Source organism: Chryseobacterium sp. ISL-6 (assembly GCF_018613715.1).
GTDB classification, from domain to species: Bacteria; Bacteroidota; Bacteroidia; order Flavobacteriales; family Weeksellaceae; genus Chryseobacterium; species Chryseobacterium paludis.
Window position 1 is genome coordinate 360,303 of the sequence record NZ_JAGGPT010000001.1, and the last position, 18,651, is coordinate 378,953.

Below are 18,651 nucleotides of genomic sequence, written 5' to 3' on the forward strand. Positions count from 1 at the left end.
GGTGCAAAGATATAAAATAAATATACCAATCGGTATAATTTTTAATATTGAATAATAAAAAAACATTCATTAGTTTGAACGGCTTTTATTTTAAACATTATTAAAAGATCGTAAGTTGCTTTCTGAGTAATCCTTATTCTTTAAAAATCTGCTTAATGATTTTGAACTGACCATCTAAGATTGCAATACTACTTTCCTATCACTTCTTCACGATGAATAAGCCCCCAGTTCCAAAGTTCAAACAATACATTTTTTAATGACATACCATGTGGCGTCATGGTATATTCTACTGTTGGAGGGGAAGTATCGAAGACTTCTCTATTGACTAATTTATTAGCCTGTAAATTCTTTAACTCTTTTGACAGGGTTTTGTCTGTTATTCCAGGGACCTCTCTTGAGAGCTCTTTAAAACGCTTTGGTCCACTGCACAATGAATAAAGGATCAATAGTTTCCATCTGCCCTCTACTGCATCCAAAGCGTCTTTTATAGATAACATGGCTTTTGAACAATCATTATCAGGTATCATAATAGTTACAGTATTTAACTTACTTTCTTTTTGGATAGTGCTATCCAAAGGGGAAGTAATATCATTTGGATAGTAAAGGTAATTAATTTTGTAGCATGAAAGAAAAAGATCTCACAAAACAAACAATTTTTGATGAAGGTAAGCGTCAAAGAAGAATGATACTTATCACAGTTTGCCTTGCGTTAATGGCAGTAATTGCTTCTGTAAGCGGGCTTAATGTGGCACAACCGAAATTGGCAATAGAATTCAATGCATCTCAGACTAATATATTGTGGATGATCAACATTTATACAATAAGTTTAGCCGCTTTACTATTGCCTCTCGGTGCTATTGGCGACAGAATTGGACGCAAAAAAATACTGCTTGTTGGTTTATTTATTTTTGGAATAGCAAGTATGATGTCGGGTTGGGCAACTTCTTCTTTTATGATGATTGTTGCTAGATTTTTGTGTGGTGTTGGTGCGGCAATGATCATGCCCGTGACACTTGCCGTTATTACATCTACATTTCCTGAGGAAGAACGTTCGAAGGCCATTGGTATTTGGACCGGTGTGGCTGGAGGTGGCGGGATTCTGGGGATGTACCTTTCTGCGGTTTTGGTTGACCTTGCCACCTGGCGTCTGCTTTTTGTTATTCCTGTGGTCCTTGCTTTGGTATCAATTGCTCTGGCGGTTCGATATGTTCCCGATTCTACAGAAAAAGCAGAACCGCAGTTTGATCTGGTAGGTTCTCTCCTATCGATAATTGCAGTAATTGGCATCGTTTATACACTACATGAAGCTCCGGTTCATGGCTGGACAGAACCACTAACTTTAGGATCCCTGATTACAGGAGTGATATCGGCTGTACTATTTGTGCTTTGGGAATTGCGCCAGAAAGCGCCAATCCTTGATGTATCTCTTTTTATGGAACGTGGTTTATCCAGTGGATCTATATCATTACTGGCGATTTTTGGGGTACAAGCCGGAATATTTGTAGTGCTCTTCCCCTATTTTCAGGGTGTATTAGGTTGGTCAGGTCTACGTTCTACACTTGCGATGATGCCTATGGCTTTACTTATGATGCTTGCTTCAGGTTTTGCTCCTAAAGTAGCCATGCGAATAGGAAGACGTTTTACCATGGCATCTGGGATTTTATTAGGCGGTTTTGGTGCTGCTCTTATGGCTGTATTTGTATCTGTAGACGGCGGTTATCTGTCGGTACTTCCCAGAATGCTTGCTATGGGATTTGGAATGGGATTAAGTATGACTCCTTCTACCGAAGCTATAACTTCAGCATTGCCTGCTAGTCGCCAGGGAATCGCTTCTGCGCTTAATGATATTACCAGGGAACTCGGAACAGCTCTCGGGGTTGCTTTACTAGGATCTCTGGTAAGTGCAGGCTACAAGAGTATGATCGATAAAAAGTTAAATGGAATTTCTACGCATGCTGCGACGTTGGCTCGAGAAGGCATTTCTAATGCACTTGCTGTTGCTCCGGAAACAGGTGATCAATCTGCTTTACTAATTCGCATTGCCCGTGAATCTTTTGTATATGGTTGGAAACAGGCCATGTGGGTTGGTGCTGTTGTTATGCTGATCCTGTTCATGTATGTTCTTGTGTATGGACCTAAAAGGATAAATAAAGAAATTTTAAGTTAAAAAAATTCGATGGAAAATAGATGGATATTTAAAACAGACCTTCATGGACAAGATGATACAGATCCTATTTTGGAAGCTTTGAGAAATGTTTTGACTGACTGTAATATTGATTTCATTAAACAGAATTCTGAGGTATTGCTTCAGGTTGATGGATGCTCAGTGGACACTGAACTTATTATTTCAGAGGCTGGAAAATTAGGTTTCAACTGTGGACAAATAATAGATAAAATAAATATTGGTGGGATTAATTCAGCAGAAGATATGAAAGTATTTTGGGACGACAGTTTTATTAAACATAAGACCATGTGGGGTTTTGAACCTTCACATTCTGCAGTACTGACTAAAGAACTGTTTATGGAACAGGATGTGAATAATATTCTTATTCCAGGGATAGGATATGGTAGGAATGCTCAGATCTTTATAGAAAATAAAATTAAGGTAACAGGAATAGAAATCTCTAAAACTGCCATTAAACTGGCTGAAGAGCAGTTTAAAAATAAAATGAAAATTTTTCAGGGATCGGTCACAGAGATGCCCTTTGACCTCCATTTGTATGATGGAATTTTCTGCTATGCACTTCTTCATCTATTAAATGGTGATCAAAGAAAGAAAATGATCAGTGATTGTTTTAATCAATTACAAAATGAAGGCTGGATGGTCTTTTCGGTAATTTCTAAAAATTCTCCAAACTATGGAAAAGGAAAAGGGATCGGAAAGGATACTTTTGAAATTGGAAAAGGAGGACAGCTTTTTTTCTATGACATGGAGGCTGTACAGAAGGAATTTAAAGAATATGGGCTGTTGGATTATTTTGAAATTGATGAGCAGACAGATGCCGTGACAAAATTATCAGCATTCAAATTTATAATGATCATTTGCAGAAAAGAAAATAAAAATGAATCAGTTAAAAATGAAAGTGATTGTAAGTCAAATAGTATTTCTGTTGTTTTTAATAAAATGCTGTCTTACAATTACTAGATGTCACTGGCTATATTCTTTTATTAAAAATAAAAATGAGGTTTAACAAAATCATTTATCAAAACTGTTTACGTTGTATATTTGTAAGAGTATAACAGAACATAATGACCGATCCTAAAGAGATATTACAGCTGCATTTATCACAATTTGTCTCTCTGAACGAAGAGCAGTTGGAATATGTGTTTTCCCATTTTACTATGATTACTTTAAAAAAAGGTCAAATGTTATTATCTGAAGGTACTGTCATAGATCAGGAATATTTTGTACTGGATGGCTGTCTGAAAGCTTTTTATGTAAATGATAGTATGAAAATGTTTATCCTTCAGTTTGCCATGCCTAATTGGTGGGTTTCGGATTATAATGCACTCTATAGTCATCAGAAGGCAACGGTAAATATTGATTGTATTACCAATGCAACGGTATTGGCCATATCCAATGCAAACAGGGAGAAAATATGTGGTGAGATTCATGAGATAGAGCATTTTTTCAGGTGGAGAACAAATAAAGGTTATGTTGCTGTACAGAAGCGACTTCTTTCTCTGATGAATAATGACGTAAAATTCAGGTATGAAGAGCTTTTATCAATGTATCCGCAACTGTATAATCTGGTTCCTAAACATCTGATTGCTGCTTACCTTGGAGTTTCCAGAGAAACGCTCAGCAGATTATATCACGCTTAATCTCTTTTAAATATAATTCTTCAGTTGTATAAATAGTGACCCAGGTCACGTAACTTTTTGATGGTCTCAACGGAACTTTGTGTCAACATTTAAACATAGAAAAAATGAATACACAAAATTTTAAAGTAAACAATGAAAAAAGCATTGTAGAATGGACCGGAAGAAAAATAACCGGAGCACATAACGGAACTATTGGAATCAAAGAAGGGACATTCTCTTTTAAGGACAACCAACTCTCCTCTGGAACATTTATTATTGACACCCGTTCCATAAAAATTCTTGATATTGAAGATGCTGAAACCAATGCACAATTTGCAGGGCATTTAGCTTCCGATGATTTCTTTAATTCTGATCAGTATCCTGAATCAATATTTCAGATTAAGCATGCAGAACCAGGAGACGATCATCTGTATTATGTAACCGGTGACCTTACGATTAAAGGAATCACCCACCCTGTTGATGCAGTTTTGAAAATTGCGACTCAGGAAAACACAGCTACTGTTCAAAGCAAAATTGTTCTTGATAGAACCAAGTACAATATGAAATTCAGATCGGGGAATTTCTTTACCGATCTTGGAGATACCCTGATATACAACAATTTCGACCTTAATATTAATTTGGTTGCAGAAGCAGCTGAAAATAATTTTTAACATCTAAAATTTAAAATCATGCCTTACATAAAAATAGAAGTTTTACGTGACGGAGTTACCAGAGAAGAAAAACAACTTTTGATAAAAGGAGTAACAGAATTGGTAACATCGGTATTGAATAAAGATCCACACCTTACCCATGTAGTGATTGATGAAAAAGAAGATGATAACTGGGGATATGCAGGAGAACAGGTTTCTGTATTAAAAGAACAAGGATTTTCAACGGAAAAAAAGTAAAGAAATGAAAAAACAAACCGTTATTGTAACAGGAGCTTCATCAGGAATAGGATTGGAAGTAGCAAGATATTTTCTGGAAAAAGGAGATAACGTTGTAATCAATTCAAAAACACTTTCTAAATTAGAACAGGTTTTCAATGAATTGGGAGGTGGGGATAAGCTTGCCATGGTTGCTGGTGATGTTGCTGACAAATCTATTGGTGATTTATTGGTAAAAACCGCTCTTGAGCGATTTGGCTCTGTGGATGTGCTGGTTAATAATGCAGGAATTTACGAAAATAAACCATTTTTAGAAGTAACAGAAGAACATTTGGATAAGTTTTTAAGAACAAATCTTAAAGGAACTTTCTTTACCACGCAATCGGTTATTCCGCAGATGCAAAAGCAGAAAGATGGGGTAATCATTAATATTGGATCACCATTGGTCTATCATGCTATGGCAGGATCACCTTCTACAGCTCCAATATCCAGCAAAGGGGCGATCCATGCTTTAACGCATCAGCTTGCTGCTGAATTTGGAAAGGACAATATCAGAGTGAATACTGTTGCTGCAGGACTGATCAGGACACCAATGCATGATGAAAATATTGATAAAGCTGCGGGACTTCATTTATTGAACCGTATTGGTGAACCGAAAGAGGTAGCACATATGGTGTATAGTATTGCTTGTAATAAGTTGATAACTGGAGCTATTATTAATGTGGATGGCGGTATGGGAGCCGGTCATTATCTGTAATGAAAATTGTATTATTAATGGCATGGCTGTTTAGTTTCCCAATAAACAGCCATGCTCAAAAAACCAACACTATGAAAAATAGTACAGAAGAAACCGCTATAAGAACGGCTCTTGAGCAATATTATTTTAAAGGTATTTTTGAGGGCAATACAAAACTTTTGAAAGCAGTATTTTTTAAGGATGCGCTTCTTTTTGGAGATGTAAAAGGTGTTGCTTATCATAAAACAGCAGCACAATACATAGAAGGTGTGGGTAACAGGGTAAGTCCTGAAAAAGCAGGGGCACAGTTTAAACCGGAAATTATTTCTATTGATGTGATCAACTCTATTGCTGCGGTAAAATTAAATGTAAAGATGTACAATTATAATTACTATAATTTTATTACTTTTCATAAAATCAATGGTAAATGGCTGATCGTCAATAAAACCCTTACGGATGTAGAATAGTTATTTAAACCAAATCAAACGTATTTATTTATGTGGAATAAAAAAAGAATAACAGATTTGTTGGGCATTGAATACCCAATATGGCAAGGGCCTTTTGGTGGTGGCTTATCTACTGTTGAATTGACCTCTACGGTTAGTAATATGGGTGGATTGGGAGGATTTGGTGCATATACTCTTAGTCCACAGGAGATCTATGAGAAAGATCAACAGATCAGATCACAAACAAAAAATCCCTATAATCTTAATCTCTGGGTCTCTGATACGGATTATAGAGATCACGAGGATACTGAAAGAAAATATAAAGAAACGGTAGAGACGTTTAGACCTTATTTTGATCGTTTAGGAATAGAGATTCCTACTCTTCCACCCTCTTTTGAATCCAGGTTCCAGAATCAGCTGCAGGCAGTTCTGGATATCAAGCCCAAAGTTTTCAGTTTTATGTTTGGTTTACTGGATCCGGATATTGTAGAAGAATGTCATAAAAGGGGAATTTTACTCGCGGGGAATGCTACAACATTAGATGAAGCGATAGCTCTGGAGAATATTGGAGTGGATTTCATTGTTGCTTCAGGATTTGAAAGCGGAGGCCACAGACCTTCTTTTCTCGATAAAGCTGAATTTTCCACGACAGGAACTTTTGTTCTGATTCAGCTTATTAAAGATAAAGTGAAAATTCCTGTGGTTGCTGCAGGAGGAATAGCAGACGGAAAAGGTATTGCTGCTGCATTAACGTTAGGTGCTGAAGCAGTACAGATCGGAACAGCTTTTCTGGCATGTGAAGAATCTGGCGCGCTACCTGACCATAGAGAAGCTCTTTTTTCTGAAGCCTCTAAAAATACAAGGCTTTCAAGAGCTTACACGGGACGACTTGGTAGAGGAATTACTACTGAAATACTAAAAGATCTTTCTGAAAAGTCAATCGCCCACTTACCTTTTCCATTGCAGACTACTTTCATGTCACCATTGCGAAAAGCTGCCTTGGAACAAGGAAAGAATGAAATGGTATTTTTCTGGGGAGGTCAGATTGCTCCTATTTTAAAGTATAAAAATGCATCGGTTTTAATGGAGAGCCTGATTGAGGAAACGTCAAAAATATTCTCATGATTTAAATTGGATATTTATTTTCTTTCTCGCAGATGACAAAGATCTCTTTGATCGGTGATAGAAAAAAGATCAATAGAAACGGGCTTTAGCCCGTTTACTTTTTTATGCATTCTAATGGCTTTAACCGAAACCAAAAAAAAATCTAAATTTTGGTTAAACCTCAATCCTATGGTATTGCACGCGATGAATAAATCTTGATTGTTTTTATAAATTCATTTTATGGAAACTTGTTTTCAGAAATTTAAAGAATTAAATTTGTGGTACTACGAAACCATATCATTTTTAGCCAATTTCTAATTTGGCAGAATTAAAAATTATATCGGATCCCTTTTACTCTAATACATTTAAATATGAAAGTTACCGTTTGCGAGCTTAGCGATAATAAGCAACAATTTCAAAATGACTGGAAAGATCTAAAGCTTTATCTTGAAACTACATTCTCTGACCTTCTACTATTACCTGAAATGCCTTTTTATAAATGGTTGTCAGCTAGCAATGTTACATCGGATGAATTAAAGCAGGAAAGTGTAAAGGAACATCAGTTATGGTTGAAAGAAATAGAAACTCTTGGAGTTCAATACGTAGTGTATTCTATACCGGAAATTGTGGAAGATAGATATCTGAACACCGCTTATGTATTCGAAAAAGGGAAAGGACACGACAGACTTCATACAAAAGCTTATTTTCCTGAAGAAACTCATTTTTGGGAGGAAACATGGTTTGACAGAGAAGAGCCCGCTACTTTTGAAGCATTTGATCTCGGAAATTTTAAAATAGGGATTCTCTTATGTACTGAACTTTGGTTTACAGAAAAAGCCCGTCATTATGGAAAACAGGGAATTGATATTCTGTTCTGTCCGAGAGCAACAGGAAAAACTTCTGTAGAACAGTGGATTAACTGTGGGAAAATTGTCGCTATTATTTCGGGAGCATATTGTTTAAGTTCCAACAGATCAGGATTGGGTGAGAATAACTTTGAATGGGGAGGTACAGGTTGGATCGCAGAACCGATGAACGGAAATCTATTAGGTAGATCTTCTGCTGAGGATAAATTTATAACCCATGAAATTGACTTAGAAAAATCTAAAGAAGCAAAACAGGAGTACCCATTATATGTGAAAAGTGATTTTTAAAAGAATATGGTTTGGTTTATATTCTCAAAGAAATTGAAAGTTCGAGGAAGTCAATGACAAAATGGATGTTTATTTTCTTTCTCGCTGATGACACAGATTGAACAGATCTCTTTGATCGGTGAGAGAAAAAAGATCAATAGAAACGGGCTTTAGCCCGTTTATTCTTTTACATATTTAATGGCTTTAGCCAAAACTTACAAAATACTATAGGTTTTGGCTAAAGCCAATGCATGTTAGATTAAATAAGCCTGGCTAAAGCCAGGCTCTATTGATAATACGGAACATATACGAGTCTACGAATGAATATGGATTTAGTTAGAATTCGTGCGAAAACTGAAAGTTTGAGGAAGACAATGACAAAGTTGGTATTTAAACCCCTTCGTAAACTCTAATAAAAAAATCTATGTCATCTGCTCAATCTGCGAGAGAATAAAATGCTAAATAGAAAGAGATTTTAACCCAGTTCTTAAAATACCTTCAGGCTTTGAATCTATTTGTATACATTATTCAGCTGAAGAATGATGTGATGCCAGGTCATAGGCCAATGAAAGCATAAACCCCCGGTTATATATTTTAATCTTATCTTTTTTAGAATTTCCATTGGCAAAACTGTTGGCATTCTGAAAGAGATCTGTAAAACCGTGATTATATCTGAACCCAACAGACCATCTGTCTTTTAGTTGATAATCTACACCAAGGTTTATTCCGAAATCAAACTTTTGAAGATAATAGCTTTTACTTTCATCATTAGCAGCATCTCCAAAAATACTCTTATCCCGGAAAAGATCCCCATTTTGGTCTTTCCGTTTTGTGTTGGCAGCTACTAAAACACTTACATAAGGTCCAGCATAGAGCCGGAACTTTGAGAGTTGATAATTGATATTGGCAGGAACAATATCAATATAAGAGCTATTAATGGCCGATTTATAGAGATGATCATCAGTGTCTTTATAAATGACACCTACTCTTCTTTGATTAAAAATCAGTTCATGAGTAAGCCCAATATTTCTGTTGATCTTTGTATTAACGAAGATTCCCACATAAATACCCGGTTTGAATTTCGTATCTGAATCTGCAAAAATAAAGTCTCTTTCTTTACCATAGAAATTATAGTAATTAAGTCCGGCTTTCACTCCCCAGCTTATACGATTTGTATTCAGCTCAAAAGTATCAATTTCTGAAGAACTATTATTTTCAAATATGGTTTGGGCATACGAAAACTGTTGCCCCAATATGATAATAAGTATAATTAATATTTTTTTCATTGTTTTTTTATTACAGATTAATATCCCATATTCCGGCAGCCCTTTCCAGTTCTACCAAAGCAACAGCATAATCGTGAAGAGTTCCATAGTAATCATGTTGAACATCGTTATAGGTACGCTGAGCATTCAGTACTTCCAGTAAAGAAGACTGTCCTCTCTTATAACTGTACATTTTTCCATCAAGGATTGCCTGAGCTTCGGTTAATAAACCTGATTTAAACTGATTTACCTTTTTTTGAGCAGCGATATAGGTATAATAAGCCTGGGTAACTTCGATTTGGATCTGAAGCTCTGTTTGTTTGTAAACAGCATCAGCCTGTAAGGTGCCATATTGTGCGGCACGCAAATCTCCTGATCGGTTGTTGGAGAATTTAAGAGGAATACTTATTCCTGCATTCACTGTGGTCATTGCAGGAGTAGGAGCAATCGTATTTCTTACATAAGAAGCATTGTTGACACCGAACGATAATCCAAGATCCATTGCCCTATCTGCTTTAGCTTGCTTCAATACACTCTGGGAGACATTTTTACTTTGTAATGCTGCTTTTAAGTCGGCTCTGCTGTTCTGTGCTTCAATAATCAGATCCTGTAAAGAAAACTGACGCCCAAAACCGGAAAAGTCACCTTGAGGGTACCATAATGAATCGTTTTTTGTTTTCCCCGACAAGAGCGAAAGATTTGCTAATGAAGTTTTCCATTCTGCTTCTGCTGAAAAAACATCATTTAACATCGTACCCGCTTCCAGTTTAGATTGCCGGGCATCTACCTGAGTGATAACCCCTAATTTAAATCTGATACTGTCAGATTCTGCGAGTTTCTTCATCTGCACATAAGAATTAGCTTCCACATCCAGTACAATTCGACTTTGAAGAGCTGATAAATAAGATAATGTTGCATCAGCACGAAGGTTACGGAAATAATCATCCAAGAGAAGACGGCTAAGCTGTGCCTGATTACGGGCAACTTCTATTCGTGCTTTTCTCTTCCCACCCATCTCTAGGGTCCAGCTTACTTCAGAATTAAAACCATAACCCATTTTCATTCTTCGCTGTCCGTTATCAAACCAGCCAAATCCAAGTTGGGGATCCGGAAATATTCTGGCTGTTTGTATGGCTGCATCAGCGATGTTAATATTAAATTTCTCTGCTGAATAAGCCAGGTTGTTCTTTCCTACAAGATTGATGTAGGTAGGATAATCAATCGGCTCCTTAGCAAATGTAGTATCTACTTTCTGAGCATTGATAATACTGGAGATACCGAGGATGATACTGCTCAAAAAGAGCTTTAAATGTTTGTTTTTGATAATCATTTTAATTTTCTTTTGGAGCGTTAAAATTTTTCCCCCATTTGTTCTCTATCAGATAATAAAGAGCTGGAAGTGCAAATAAGGTAATGATGGTAGAAAATAAGAGACCGTAAACGATGACCGTAGCTAAAGGTCTTTGTACATCAGATCCGATACCTGTTGCCAGTGAGGCTGGAAATAATCCAAGTATGGCAACAGTAGCCGTCATTAAAACAGGACGGAAGCGGTGTGAAGCTCCTTCAATAACAGCTCTTCTGAGATCATACCCTTTTTTTCTCAAATCGTTAATATGTGAAATCATGATCACCCCATTTTGGATAGCGACCCCAAATAATGCGATAAAACCTACTGCAGATGAAATATTCAGGGTCATTCCGCGGAGATTAAGGGCCAGCATTCCTCCAAAAAGGGCTAACGGAACAATACTTATTAAAAGTCCCGCCTGACGAAATGATTGAAAGGCTCCATAAAGCAATATGAACATGATAGAAAGTGCCAAAGGAACAATCACCGAAAGCCTACCGTAGGCACGATTCTGATTTTCAAACTGTCCACCCCACTTAATGTTGTATTTTTCATGATCATACTGTACATTTTTTTCAATGGCATTTTCAGCTTTAGATAAAAAGGAAGTCAGATCAATCCCACGAAGGTTGAGACGTACTGTCAGATGACGTTTATTCATCTCACGGGCGATCATACTTTCCCCGGTATTCATTTGTATATCTGCCACCTGAGAAAGGGGGATTTTCGCTCCAGACTCACTTGTTAGCATAAGGCTGCCAATTTTTTCAGGCGTATTCCGGCTTGTTTCATTGTAACGGGTGATAACGTCATAGACTTTAATTCCCTGATAGACTTTTGAAACGGCTTTTCCACCAATAGCTACTTCTATAAGGTCTGAAACATCGGAGACATTTAGTCCATATTGAGCAATCTTTTCACGATCCACTTTAATCTGTAACTGCGGTAATGGTGGTTCCTGATCTATCGCAAGATCTACTGCGCCTTTTAACTTTTTCAAAGCCGTCATCACCTCTTCAGCGATCCGCCTGGTTTCTTTGAAATCATTTCCATACACCTTAACAACCAGTTCACTGTGTGCTCCTGAGATTTTGTCCATTACCCCATCGATCATAGGTTGGGTGAAAGCAATATTATAGCCGGGCATTGTTGCATATTCAGCTTCAAGTTCTTTGATCAGGCCGGCTTTATTTCTACCCCATTTCCATTCACTATAAGGTTTTAACCCTACACTGACTTCAAAATGTGAGGGTGTCCATGCATCCGTTCCATCATCATTCCTACCCGCCTGTACCATGACATAGGTTACTTCTTTATGTTTAAGGGTTCGTGCACGAAGGGTATCGCTCATTTCCCTCGATTTTTCAACGGTAATGCCTGGTGGTAATGAAACCTGTAACCAGATTGACCCTTCATCCAATGGAGGTAAAAAGTCCTTTCCAACGATTGCAGTTAATACTCCTGTAGTTAACAGGATAACTGTTAAAGGGATAAATATCCTTTTAGGATGGCTCATGATCTTCTGAACCCTGCGATGATAGGCTGCTCCTAACTTTTCTAACCAGCGGTTATGGTAAATTTTACGGGGCTTTCTATAGATCACAAAAGCCAATCCAGGAATCAGAAATAATGCCACAGCTAATGCTCCGATTAATGCATATCCTACTGTAAATGCCATTGGGGTGAATAGCTTTTTTTCGACTCTTTCAAAAGCAAACAATGGTAAATAAGCAGTGATTATAATGATGGTAGCGAAAAATATAGGTTTGGCTACCTCTTTTACTTTCTGGGTAATTGTTTTCTCTTCCAGCTCGTCCTCAGGGTGATCTTCCCTTTTCTTTAAAATAGTTTCCAGCATGACAATAGCACCATCTACAATAATTCCGAAGTCTATAGCTCCAAGCGATAAAAGATTAGCTGGAATATTGGTAAAATGCATTAATATAAATGCAATGAGCAGAGATAATGGTATTGTAATGGCAACAAGTAATGCACCACGCCAGCTTCCCAGGAATACAATCAATACAATGATAACCAATGCCATTCCTTCAAGTAAAGTTTTAGAAACAGTATGTAAAGTGTTGTCAACAAGATTTGTACGGTCTAATACAACGTGAATTTGGATACCCTTTGGAAGAATGTTTTTATTTAAATCATCAACAGCTTCATTCACTCCCTTCAATACAACGGATGGGTTTTCACCTTTCAGTAATAAAACAATACCTTCAATGTTATCAGAATAATTAACACCGCGTTGATCAGAATAACCTAGTGCTCCTTTTCGTTCAAGATTTCCGTATTTTATTTTACCAATATCATTCATATAAACAGGTGTTCCATTGACTGATTTTACAACTACGCTGCCCATATCTTCTAAAGACTTTACCAAGCCTATACCACGAATAACATAAGACTGGTCTCCCCTGTTCATTACACTTCCGCCGGAATTAGCATTGTTAGCTTCCAGTTTCTCTGCGACTTCTTTAAGGGAAATATTGTACTGTTCCAATTTTACAGGATCCAGTTCTACCTGAAACTGAGTGGTAATTCCACCAAAATTAGTTACATCAGCGACTCCTGAAACCTGCTTTATTTTAGGAATGATCACAAAATTCTGCAGATCAGTAAGCTCGCGGAGATCATGGGTTTTACTTTCAATAATATATCGGTATATCTCTCCTGTAGGCGATGTTAAAGGATCTAGTCCGGGAGCTACTCCATAAGGAAGTTCCAGATCACCCAGTCTTTCTTTAATTCTTGTTCTTGCCCAGTAGTCATCTACCCCATCGTTAAATACAATAGTGACCATGGATAATCCAAAAGTACTTTTACTCCGCATCACGTGCATTCCGGGAAGTCCATTGATAGCCTGCTCAATAGGAATAGTAATCTGTTGTTCAATTTCTTCAGCTGCTAAGCCCGGAACCTGTGTTACGACCTGTGATGTAACATCTCCAATATCTGGATAAGCTTCTATAGAGAGTTGTTTCCATGAGTAGTATCCAAAAAGAGCGAGTAGTGTAAACAATGCCAGAATTAGCCATCGTTTAGCAATTATATTGTTTAATATGTTTTTCATTGAGTCTTTTATTTAGCATCTAATAAGTAAAAAGCTCCATCACTGATAATGGTTTCTCCAGAGTTTAATCCATTTATAATCTGAATCTTATCATTTTCTGTGATCCCTGTTACTACATATTTTTTTACATACTCATTTTTTGATGTCTGTACCAGAACATAATTTTTGTCATTGAACTGAAGGACAGCTTTAGCAGGGACAAAGATTTTCTTTTCTGAAGTATTGGTAAATTTTACATTCACAAACATTCCGGGTTTTAAAAGACGCTCGTTATTATCACATTCCACCAAAACCTCTACGCTTCGTGTTTCTTCATTTACAATTTCATTGATATGGTATATTTTTCCTGTAATTTTTTGATCAGGTAAGGCACTGATATTTACTTCCACTCCAGTAAGATTCTGAAGAAAACGGATGTCTTTTTCTTTCACCTGCCCCGCAATCCAGACTTTGGATAATTTAGCAACTACCGCAATCGGAGGTGCATCTTCTTTTAAATACTGCCCTATCACAATATTATTGGTTACGACTTCTCCTTTAATTGGTGATACAACAACTAATGGTGTGTTGGCAGACATTTTACCAGTGTTTTTAAAAATCCCTAATGCTGCAGAAGCGTTGGAAAGTGCTGTTTTTTTTATCTGATATTCAGTAGCAGCTTCTTCAGTTTCTCGTTGTATGCCTACTCCATGTTTTAAAAGATCCTGTTGACGTTTAAGATTAAGCTCCGATTGGTGATATTCCTGCTGAGCGTCACGATAGTCTTTTTGTGCTGCAAAATAATCTATAGAACTTATTGAAAACAAAGGTGATCCAGGTATCACCTTTTGTCCCAGTTTAACGTAGGATCTTAAGATCCTTCCCGCAAATGGGGAAGCTATTTCAGCATAGGTATTGGGAATGGCCTTAACTGTTCCGACCGTGATAAGATTGGGACTATATTCTTCTTCCTTTACCGTATATAATTTCAGTTTAGAAGTAATTGGAGAGTTTTTTTGCAGAGCAATAGTGTCTCCTTTGGTAATATAAGAATTCGTATTTTCAGACGGTTCTTTTTTACCACTGCAGGAGTAAAGGATCACTGAGGCTGTAGTAAGTATGAGCATTGTTGGCATACCGCTCCTCAATCGTTTTGATTTGATCGTCATTACGTTAATATTTTTAATTGTTTATTTTTTAAATGAAACCGTTTTAAACAAAACAGCTTCTTTGTGTGATTATAGCCAGGCATTGAATTTCTTGATGAACCATGTTTTTATCCATTGAGTAAGCAGACAATAACAAGTGAGTATCCCTAATAGCCAAGGGAAATAACTCAGCGGTAAAGGCTGCATTTTTAATGCGGTGGCAAAAGGAGAAAATGGCAAAAGAATTCCTACGATCATAATCAATGAGGTTAAAGCAACCACAGGTGCTGTAGCCCAGCTTTGTATGAAAGGTACTTTTCTCGTCCGGATCATATGGATGATCAGGGTTTGTGAGAGTAGCCCTTCAACAAACCATCCTGTCTGGAATAAGGTCTGATGTTCAGCTGTATTTGCTTTAAATACATAATACATAACCGCAAATGTTGCAAAATCAAAGATTGAACTTATTGGTCCGATGAAGAACATAAACTTAGCCACTCCGCCTGCATCCCACTTTTTAGGGGTTTCTAAAAACTCTTCATCCATTCGGTCCCAGGGAATAGAAATCTGTGAGATATCATATAATAAATTCTGGATCAGTAAATGAACCGGCAGCATTGGAAGAAATGGAAGAAATGCACTGGCTCCCAACATACTGAACATATTCCCGAAATTACTGCTTGCTGTCATTTTGATATACTTAATGATATTTCCAAAGGTTCTTCGCCCATAGATCACTCCTTTTCTTAGTACCATAAGGTCTTTTTCGAGAAGGATGATATCAGCACTTTCTTTCGCTACATCAACAGCAGTATCCACACTGATCCCTACATCGGATTCTTTGAGGGCTGCTGCATCATTAATTCCATCTCCCATAAAACCAACAGTATGTCCCTGGCTGCGTAAAACCTGTACTACCCTAACTTTTTGCAAAGGATTTAGTTTAGCAAATACAGAAACTGAATCCATTCTTTCTGCCAATATTTCATCTGATATTTCATCCAGATCTCTTCCGTTAATAATATGATGTACCGGAATCCCTACATCTTTACAGATCTTGCGGGTAACAATCTCATTATCTCCAGTGAGTACTTTTACACTAACGCCTAATTTTTGTAAAGCCTCAATTGCTGGTTTAGCAGATGGTTTAGCAGGATCCAGAAAACCAATAAAACCTGTTAGGGTAAGATCTTTTTCACTTTCTAATGTGTACGTAAGCGGATGTGAAGCGTCAAATTCTCTGATGGCAACCAAAATCACACGTAGCCCTTCTTCATTCATTTTTTTTGAAGTTTTCAAGACGATCTTGCGCATCGCATCATCCATGGGAACAGCTTTATCATTTTCAATATGGATATTTCTGTTGTCTCCAGGGTCAAAAGTTTTGCTGCATAATTCCAGCATTTCTTCGACAGCTCCTTTACAGATAAGTAAATGATTCCCATTATTCATCTTCAGGATAACAGACATTCTGCGGCGTTGAAAATCAAATGGGATCTCGTCTATTTTAAGATATTGTTCTTCTACTTTAAGATAGTCATGAAGTTCAACATGTTCCAGAACGGCTTTGTCTAAAAGGTTTTTCAGTCCTGTCTGATGATAGCTGTTGAGATAAGCCCATTTCAACACTTCATCATCTTCTATTCCATGTACATTTAGGTGTTTTTCAAGAACGATCTTATCTAGCGTAAGGGTTCCTGTTTTATCAGTGCAAAGGATATCCATTGCCCCAATATTCTGAATGGAATTCAATCTTTTTACAATGACTTTACGCTTGCTCATGTTTACGGCACCTTTGGCAAGATTAGCAGTAACGATCATAGGCAGCATTTCGGGAGTTAATCCTACAGCAACAGCAATAGCAAACAATAATGCCTCAAGCCAGTTTCCTTTGGCAAGTCCATTGACTAAAAATATCACAGGAACCATAACCAGCATAAAGCGGATCAATAGAAAACTAACTTTATTAATTCCTTTATCGAAGCTAGTTTCAGGACGTTCTCCAGTGATGGATTTACTGATACTTCCAAAATAGGTATAGCTTCCGGTAACCACAATGACAGCAGTTGCAGAACCACTTACAACATTGGTTCCCATAAAGCAGAGATTGTTGAGTTCGATAACCTGTTTATTTTCAGCATTACGGATAGGAAGATGGTTTTTTTCTACGGGTAATGCTTCGCCTGTAAGCATACTTTCACTCACAAATAAATCTTTACTTACGACAATTCTACAGTCAGCCGGAATCATATCTCCTGCAGACAGATAAATGATATCCCCCGGAACGAGCTCGCTGATCGGTATTTCCTGTTTACCTTGAAATTTTCTAAGAACAGTAGCTGTCGTTTTGACCATACTTTTCAGTTTTTCGGCAGCATTGTTACTTCTGTATTCCTGGATGAAACGCAGCAAAGTACTGATCAGTATCATAATAGATACAACGATCACTGTTTTATAATCCCGTTCTTCTGCAGAAGGTAGCCATACATCAATGAGAAATGATACCGATGCAATAGCCATCAGGATATAAATAAATGGATTAGCAAAAGCTTTTAGCAGCTGTATATACCATTTTGGAGCTTTCTGGTGCTGAATTTCATTATGCCCAAATCTGGCTTTACGTTCATCCGCCGTTATTTTTGTTATGCCCTCTTCACTGGTTTCCAGCATAGCGAATACGAATTTATGATCCTGGCTGGATGCATTCTGCAGCTTGGTAATAGTTCCTACATTCATTCCGTCAGAATTAATCACGGAATGAAATGGATTTTTAATTTTTTCTTTTAGCTTTAACATGATTCCTCATTTTGTTTATGAGTTAAAGGAATAGAATACCCTGCTTCATAGAAGCTGATGTTTGTTGTAATGAATATTGATAAGATTGCCTGAGATGGCAGTATTTCCTGAAGGGTAAAAAGAGATTATAATTCCGATTGGGTTCCTATAATCTCCCAACTGACCTTATGTACTTTTTCTTCAATAGTAAGGCGGCTTGCCGTTCGTTCGATAAGACTGTCCTGGGGTGTTGCTGTTACGATGACCGCGGTGATGATGACATTATTGTCAGTATCGTCGCTCGATAAGGATTTAAGCAATAGTTTTTCATCGTTACCCAGCATTTGCATTAGCAATACCCGGATATGATTTTCTACTTCTGCCGTACATTTTATGGTAAAGAGATAATCGGTTTGTACATTGCCGGATTTCACGAAGCTTAATCTGTTGAGCTGAATCCCTATCGGGCGGAGAATAATGTGAGTAAACATAACGGTAACGGTAACTACTGCGGCTTCCATTTGTAAACCCATGCCGCTTAAGGCACCTACTGCAGCAGAACACCATATCGTTGCAGCAGTATTAAGTCCCTGTACATTGAGTCCGTCTTTCATGATAACTCCGGCACCGAGGAAGCCTATACCGCTCACAATATATGAAGCAATTCTTCCGGTAGCATCACCACCTATTTTTATAGAAAGAAGAATGAAGGCTGTTGCGCCAAGGGAGACTAAAGTATTGGTACGCAAACCCGCACTTTTTTGACGCCAATGTCTTTCGATACCAATGGCGGAACCTAATAACATTCCGCTTAAAAGTCTTATTGTAAATTCCAGTATTCCCATGAGTCCTCTTCTTTTATTTGCTGGCACAAAGGTCTGTACTATCTGCCTTAGACCCGGTTAGAGAATCTGTAGAAAAAAATTAGAATTTTATTAGAGAAA

At 37.4% G+C, this 18,651-nt stretch carries 16 protein-coding genes; 9 read left to right on the forward strand and 7 right to left on the reverse strand.

Annotated features, from left to right (window positions below; translation table 11 throughout):
* Positions 1 to 188: 188 nt before the first annotated feature.
* Positions 189 to 527 carry a winged helix-turn-helix transcriptional regulator gene (locus J7E44_RS01685; protein WP_214824898.1) on the reverse strand — a complete coding sequence of 113 codons (339 nt, stop codon included), beginning with the start codon at positions 525 to 527 and terminating at the stop codon, positions 189 to 191.
* A gap of 95 nt (positions 528 to 622) precedes the next feature.
* On the opposite strand from J7E44_RS01685, the gene J7E44_RS01690 reads away from it, so the two are divergent.
* From J7E44_RS01690 to J7E44_RS01730, 9 genes are all read left to right on the forward strand, one after another.
* Positions 623 to 2,167, forward strand: a complete 1,545-nt coding sequence (locus J7E44_RS01690; protein WP_214824900.1) for an MFS transporter — start codon at positions 623 to 625, stop codon at positions 2,165 to 2,167.
* A gap of 9 nt (positions 2,168 to 2,176) precedes the next feature.
* Positions 2,177 to 3,145: a class I SAM-dependent methyltransferase gene (locus tag J7E44_RS01695; protein WP_251040444.1), complete on the forward strand. Its 969-nt coding sequence runs from the start codon at positions 2,177 to 2,179 to the stop codon at positions 3,143 to 3,145.
* Between the two features lie 104 nt (positions 3,146 to 3,249).
* Positions 3,250 to 3,825 carry a Crp/Fnr family transcriptional regulator gene (locus tag J7E44_RS01700; RefSeq protein WP_214824902.1) on the forward strand — a complete coding sequence of 192 codons (576 nt, stop codon included), beginning with the start codon at positions 3,250 to 3,252 and terminating at the stop codon, positions 3,823 to 3,825.
* Between the two features lie 104 nt (positions 3,826 to 3,929).
* Complete coding sequence (locus J7E44_RS01705; RefSeq protein WP_214824904.1) at positions 3,930 to 4,475, forward strand: YceI family protein; 546 nt, start codon at positions 3,930 to 3,932, stop codon at positions 4,473 to 4,475.
* 18 nt (positions 4,476 to 4,493) lie between these two features.
* Positions 4,494 to 4,712 carry a tautomerase family protein gene (locus J7E44_RS01710; protein ID WP_214824906.1) on the forward strand — a complete coding sequence of 73 codons (219 nt, stop codon included), beginning with the start codon at positions 4,494 to 4,496 and terminating at the stop codon, positions 4,710 to 4,712.
* 4 nt (positions 4,713 to 4,716) lie between these two features.
* Positions 4,717 to 5,448, forward strand: a complete 732-nt coding sequence (locus J7E44_RS01715; RefSeq protein ID WP_214824908.1) for an SDR family NAD(P)-dependent oxidoreductase — start codon at positions 4,717 to 4,719, stop codon at positions 5,446 to 5,448.
* 71 nt (positions 5,449 to 5,519) lie between these two features.
* Positions 5,520 to 5,894, forward strand: coding sequence for a nuclear transport factor 2 family protein (locus J7E44_RS01720; protein WP_251040445.1), 375 nt, complete (start codon positions 5,520 to 5,522; stop codon positions 5,892 to 5,894).
* Between the two features lie 30 nt (positions 5,895 to 5,924).
* On the forward strand, positions 5,925 to 6,998 hold the full coding sequence (locus J7E44_RS01725) for an NAD(P)H-dependent flavin oxidoreductase (protein WP_214824914.1): 1,074 nt from the start codon (positions 5,925 to 5,927) through the stop codon (positions 6,996 to 6,998).
* 350 nt (positions 6,999 to 7,348) lie between these two features.
* Positions 7,349 to 8,131: a carbon-nitrogen hydrolase family protein gene (locus tag J7E44_RS01730; protein ID WP_214824917.1), complete on the forward strand. Its 783-nt coding sequence runs from the start codon at positions 7,349 to 7,351 to the stop codon at positions 8,129 to 8,131.
* Between the two features lie 503 nt (positions 8,132 to 8,634).
* Here the strand turns inward: J7E44_RS01730 and J7E44_RS01735 are convergent.
* The 6 genes from J7E44_RS01735 to J7E44_RS01760 form a co-directional block, all read right to left on the reverse strand.
* A complete protein-coding gene (locus tag J7E44_RS01735) occupies positions 8,635 to 9,396 on the reverse strand; it encodes a porin family protein (RefSeq protein WP_214824920.1) in 762 nt (253 codons plus the stop codon).
* 10 nt (positions 9,397 to 9,406) lie between these two features.
* Complete coding sequence (locus J7E44_RS01740; RefSeq protein WP_214824923.1) at positions 9,407 to 10,705, reverse strand: TolC family protein; 1,299 nt, start codon at positions 10,703 to 10,705, stop codon at positions 9,407 to 9,409.
* 1 nt (position 10,706) lies between these two features.
* Positions 10,707 to 13,805 carry an efflux RND transporter permease subunit gene (locus J7E44_RS01745; RefSeq protein WP_214824925.1) on the reverse strand — a complete coding sequence of 1,033 codons (3,099 nt, stop codon included), beginning with the start codon at positions 13,803 to 13,805 and terminating at the stop codon, positions 10,707 to 10,709.
* Positions 13,806 to 13,813: 8 nt separating this feature from the next.
* A complete protein-coding gene (locus tag J7E44_RS01750; RefSeq protein ID WP_251040446.1) occupies positions 13,814 to 14,953 on the reverse strand; it encodes an efflux RND transporter periplasmic adaptor subunit in 1,140 nt (379 codons plus the stop codon).
* A 69-nt stretch (positions 14,954 to 15,022) separates the two neighbouring features.
* Positions 15,023 to 17,728: a magnesium-translocating P-type ATPase gene (gene mgtA, locus J7E44_RS01755; protein ID WP_251040447.1), complete on the reverse strand. Its 2,706-nt coding sequence runs from the start codon at positions 17,726 to 17,728 to the stop codon at positions 15,023 to 15,025.
* Positions 17,729 to 17,853: 125 nt separating this feature from the next.
* Positions 17,854 to 18,552: an MgtC/SapB family protein gene (locus J7E44_RS01760; protein ID WP_214824927.1), complete on the reverse strand. Its 699-nt coding sequence runs from the start codon at positions 18,550 to 18,552 to the stop codon at positions 17,854 to 17,856.
* Positions 18,553 to 18,651 lie beyond the last annotated feature (99 nt).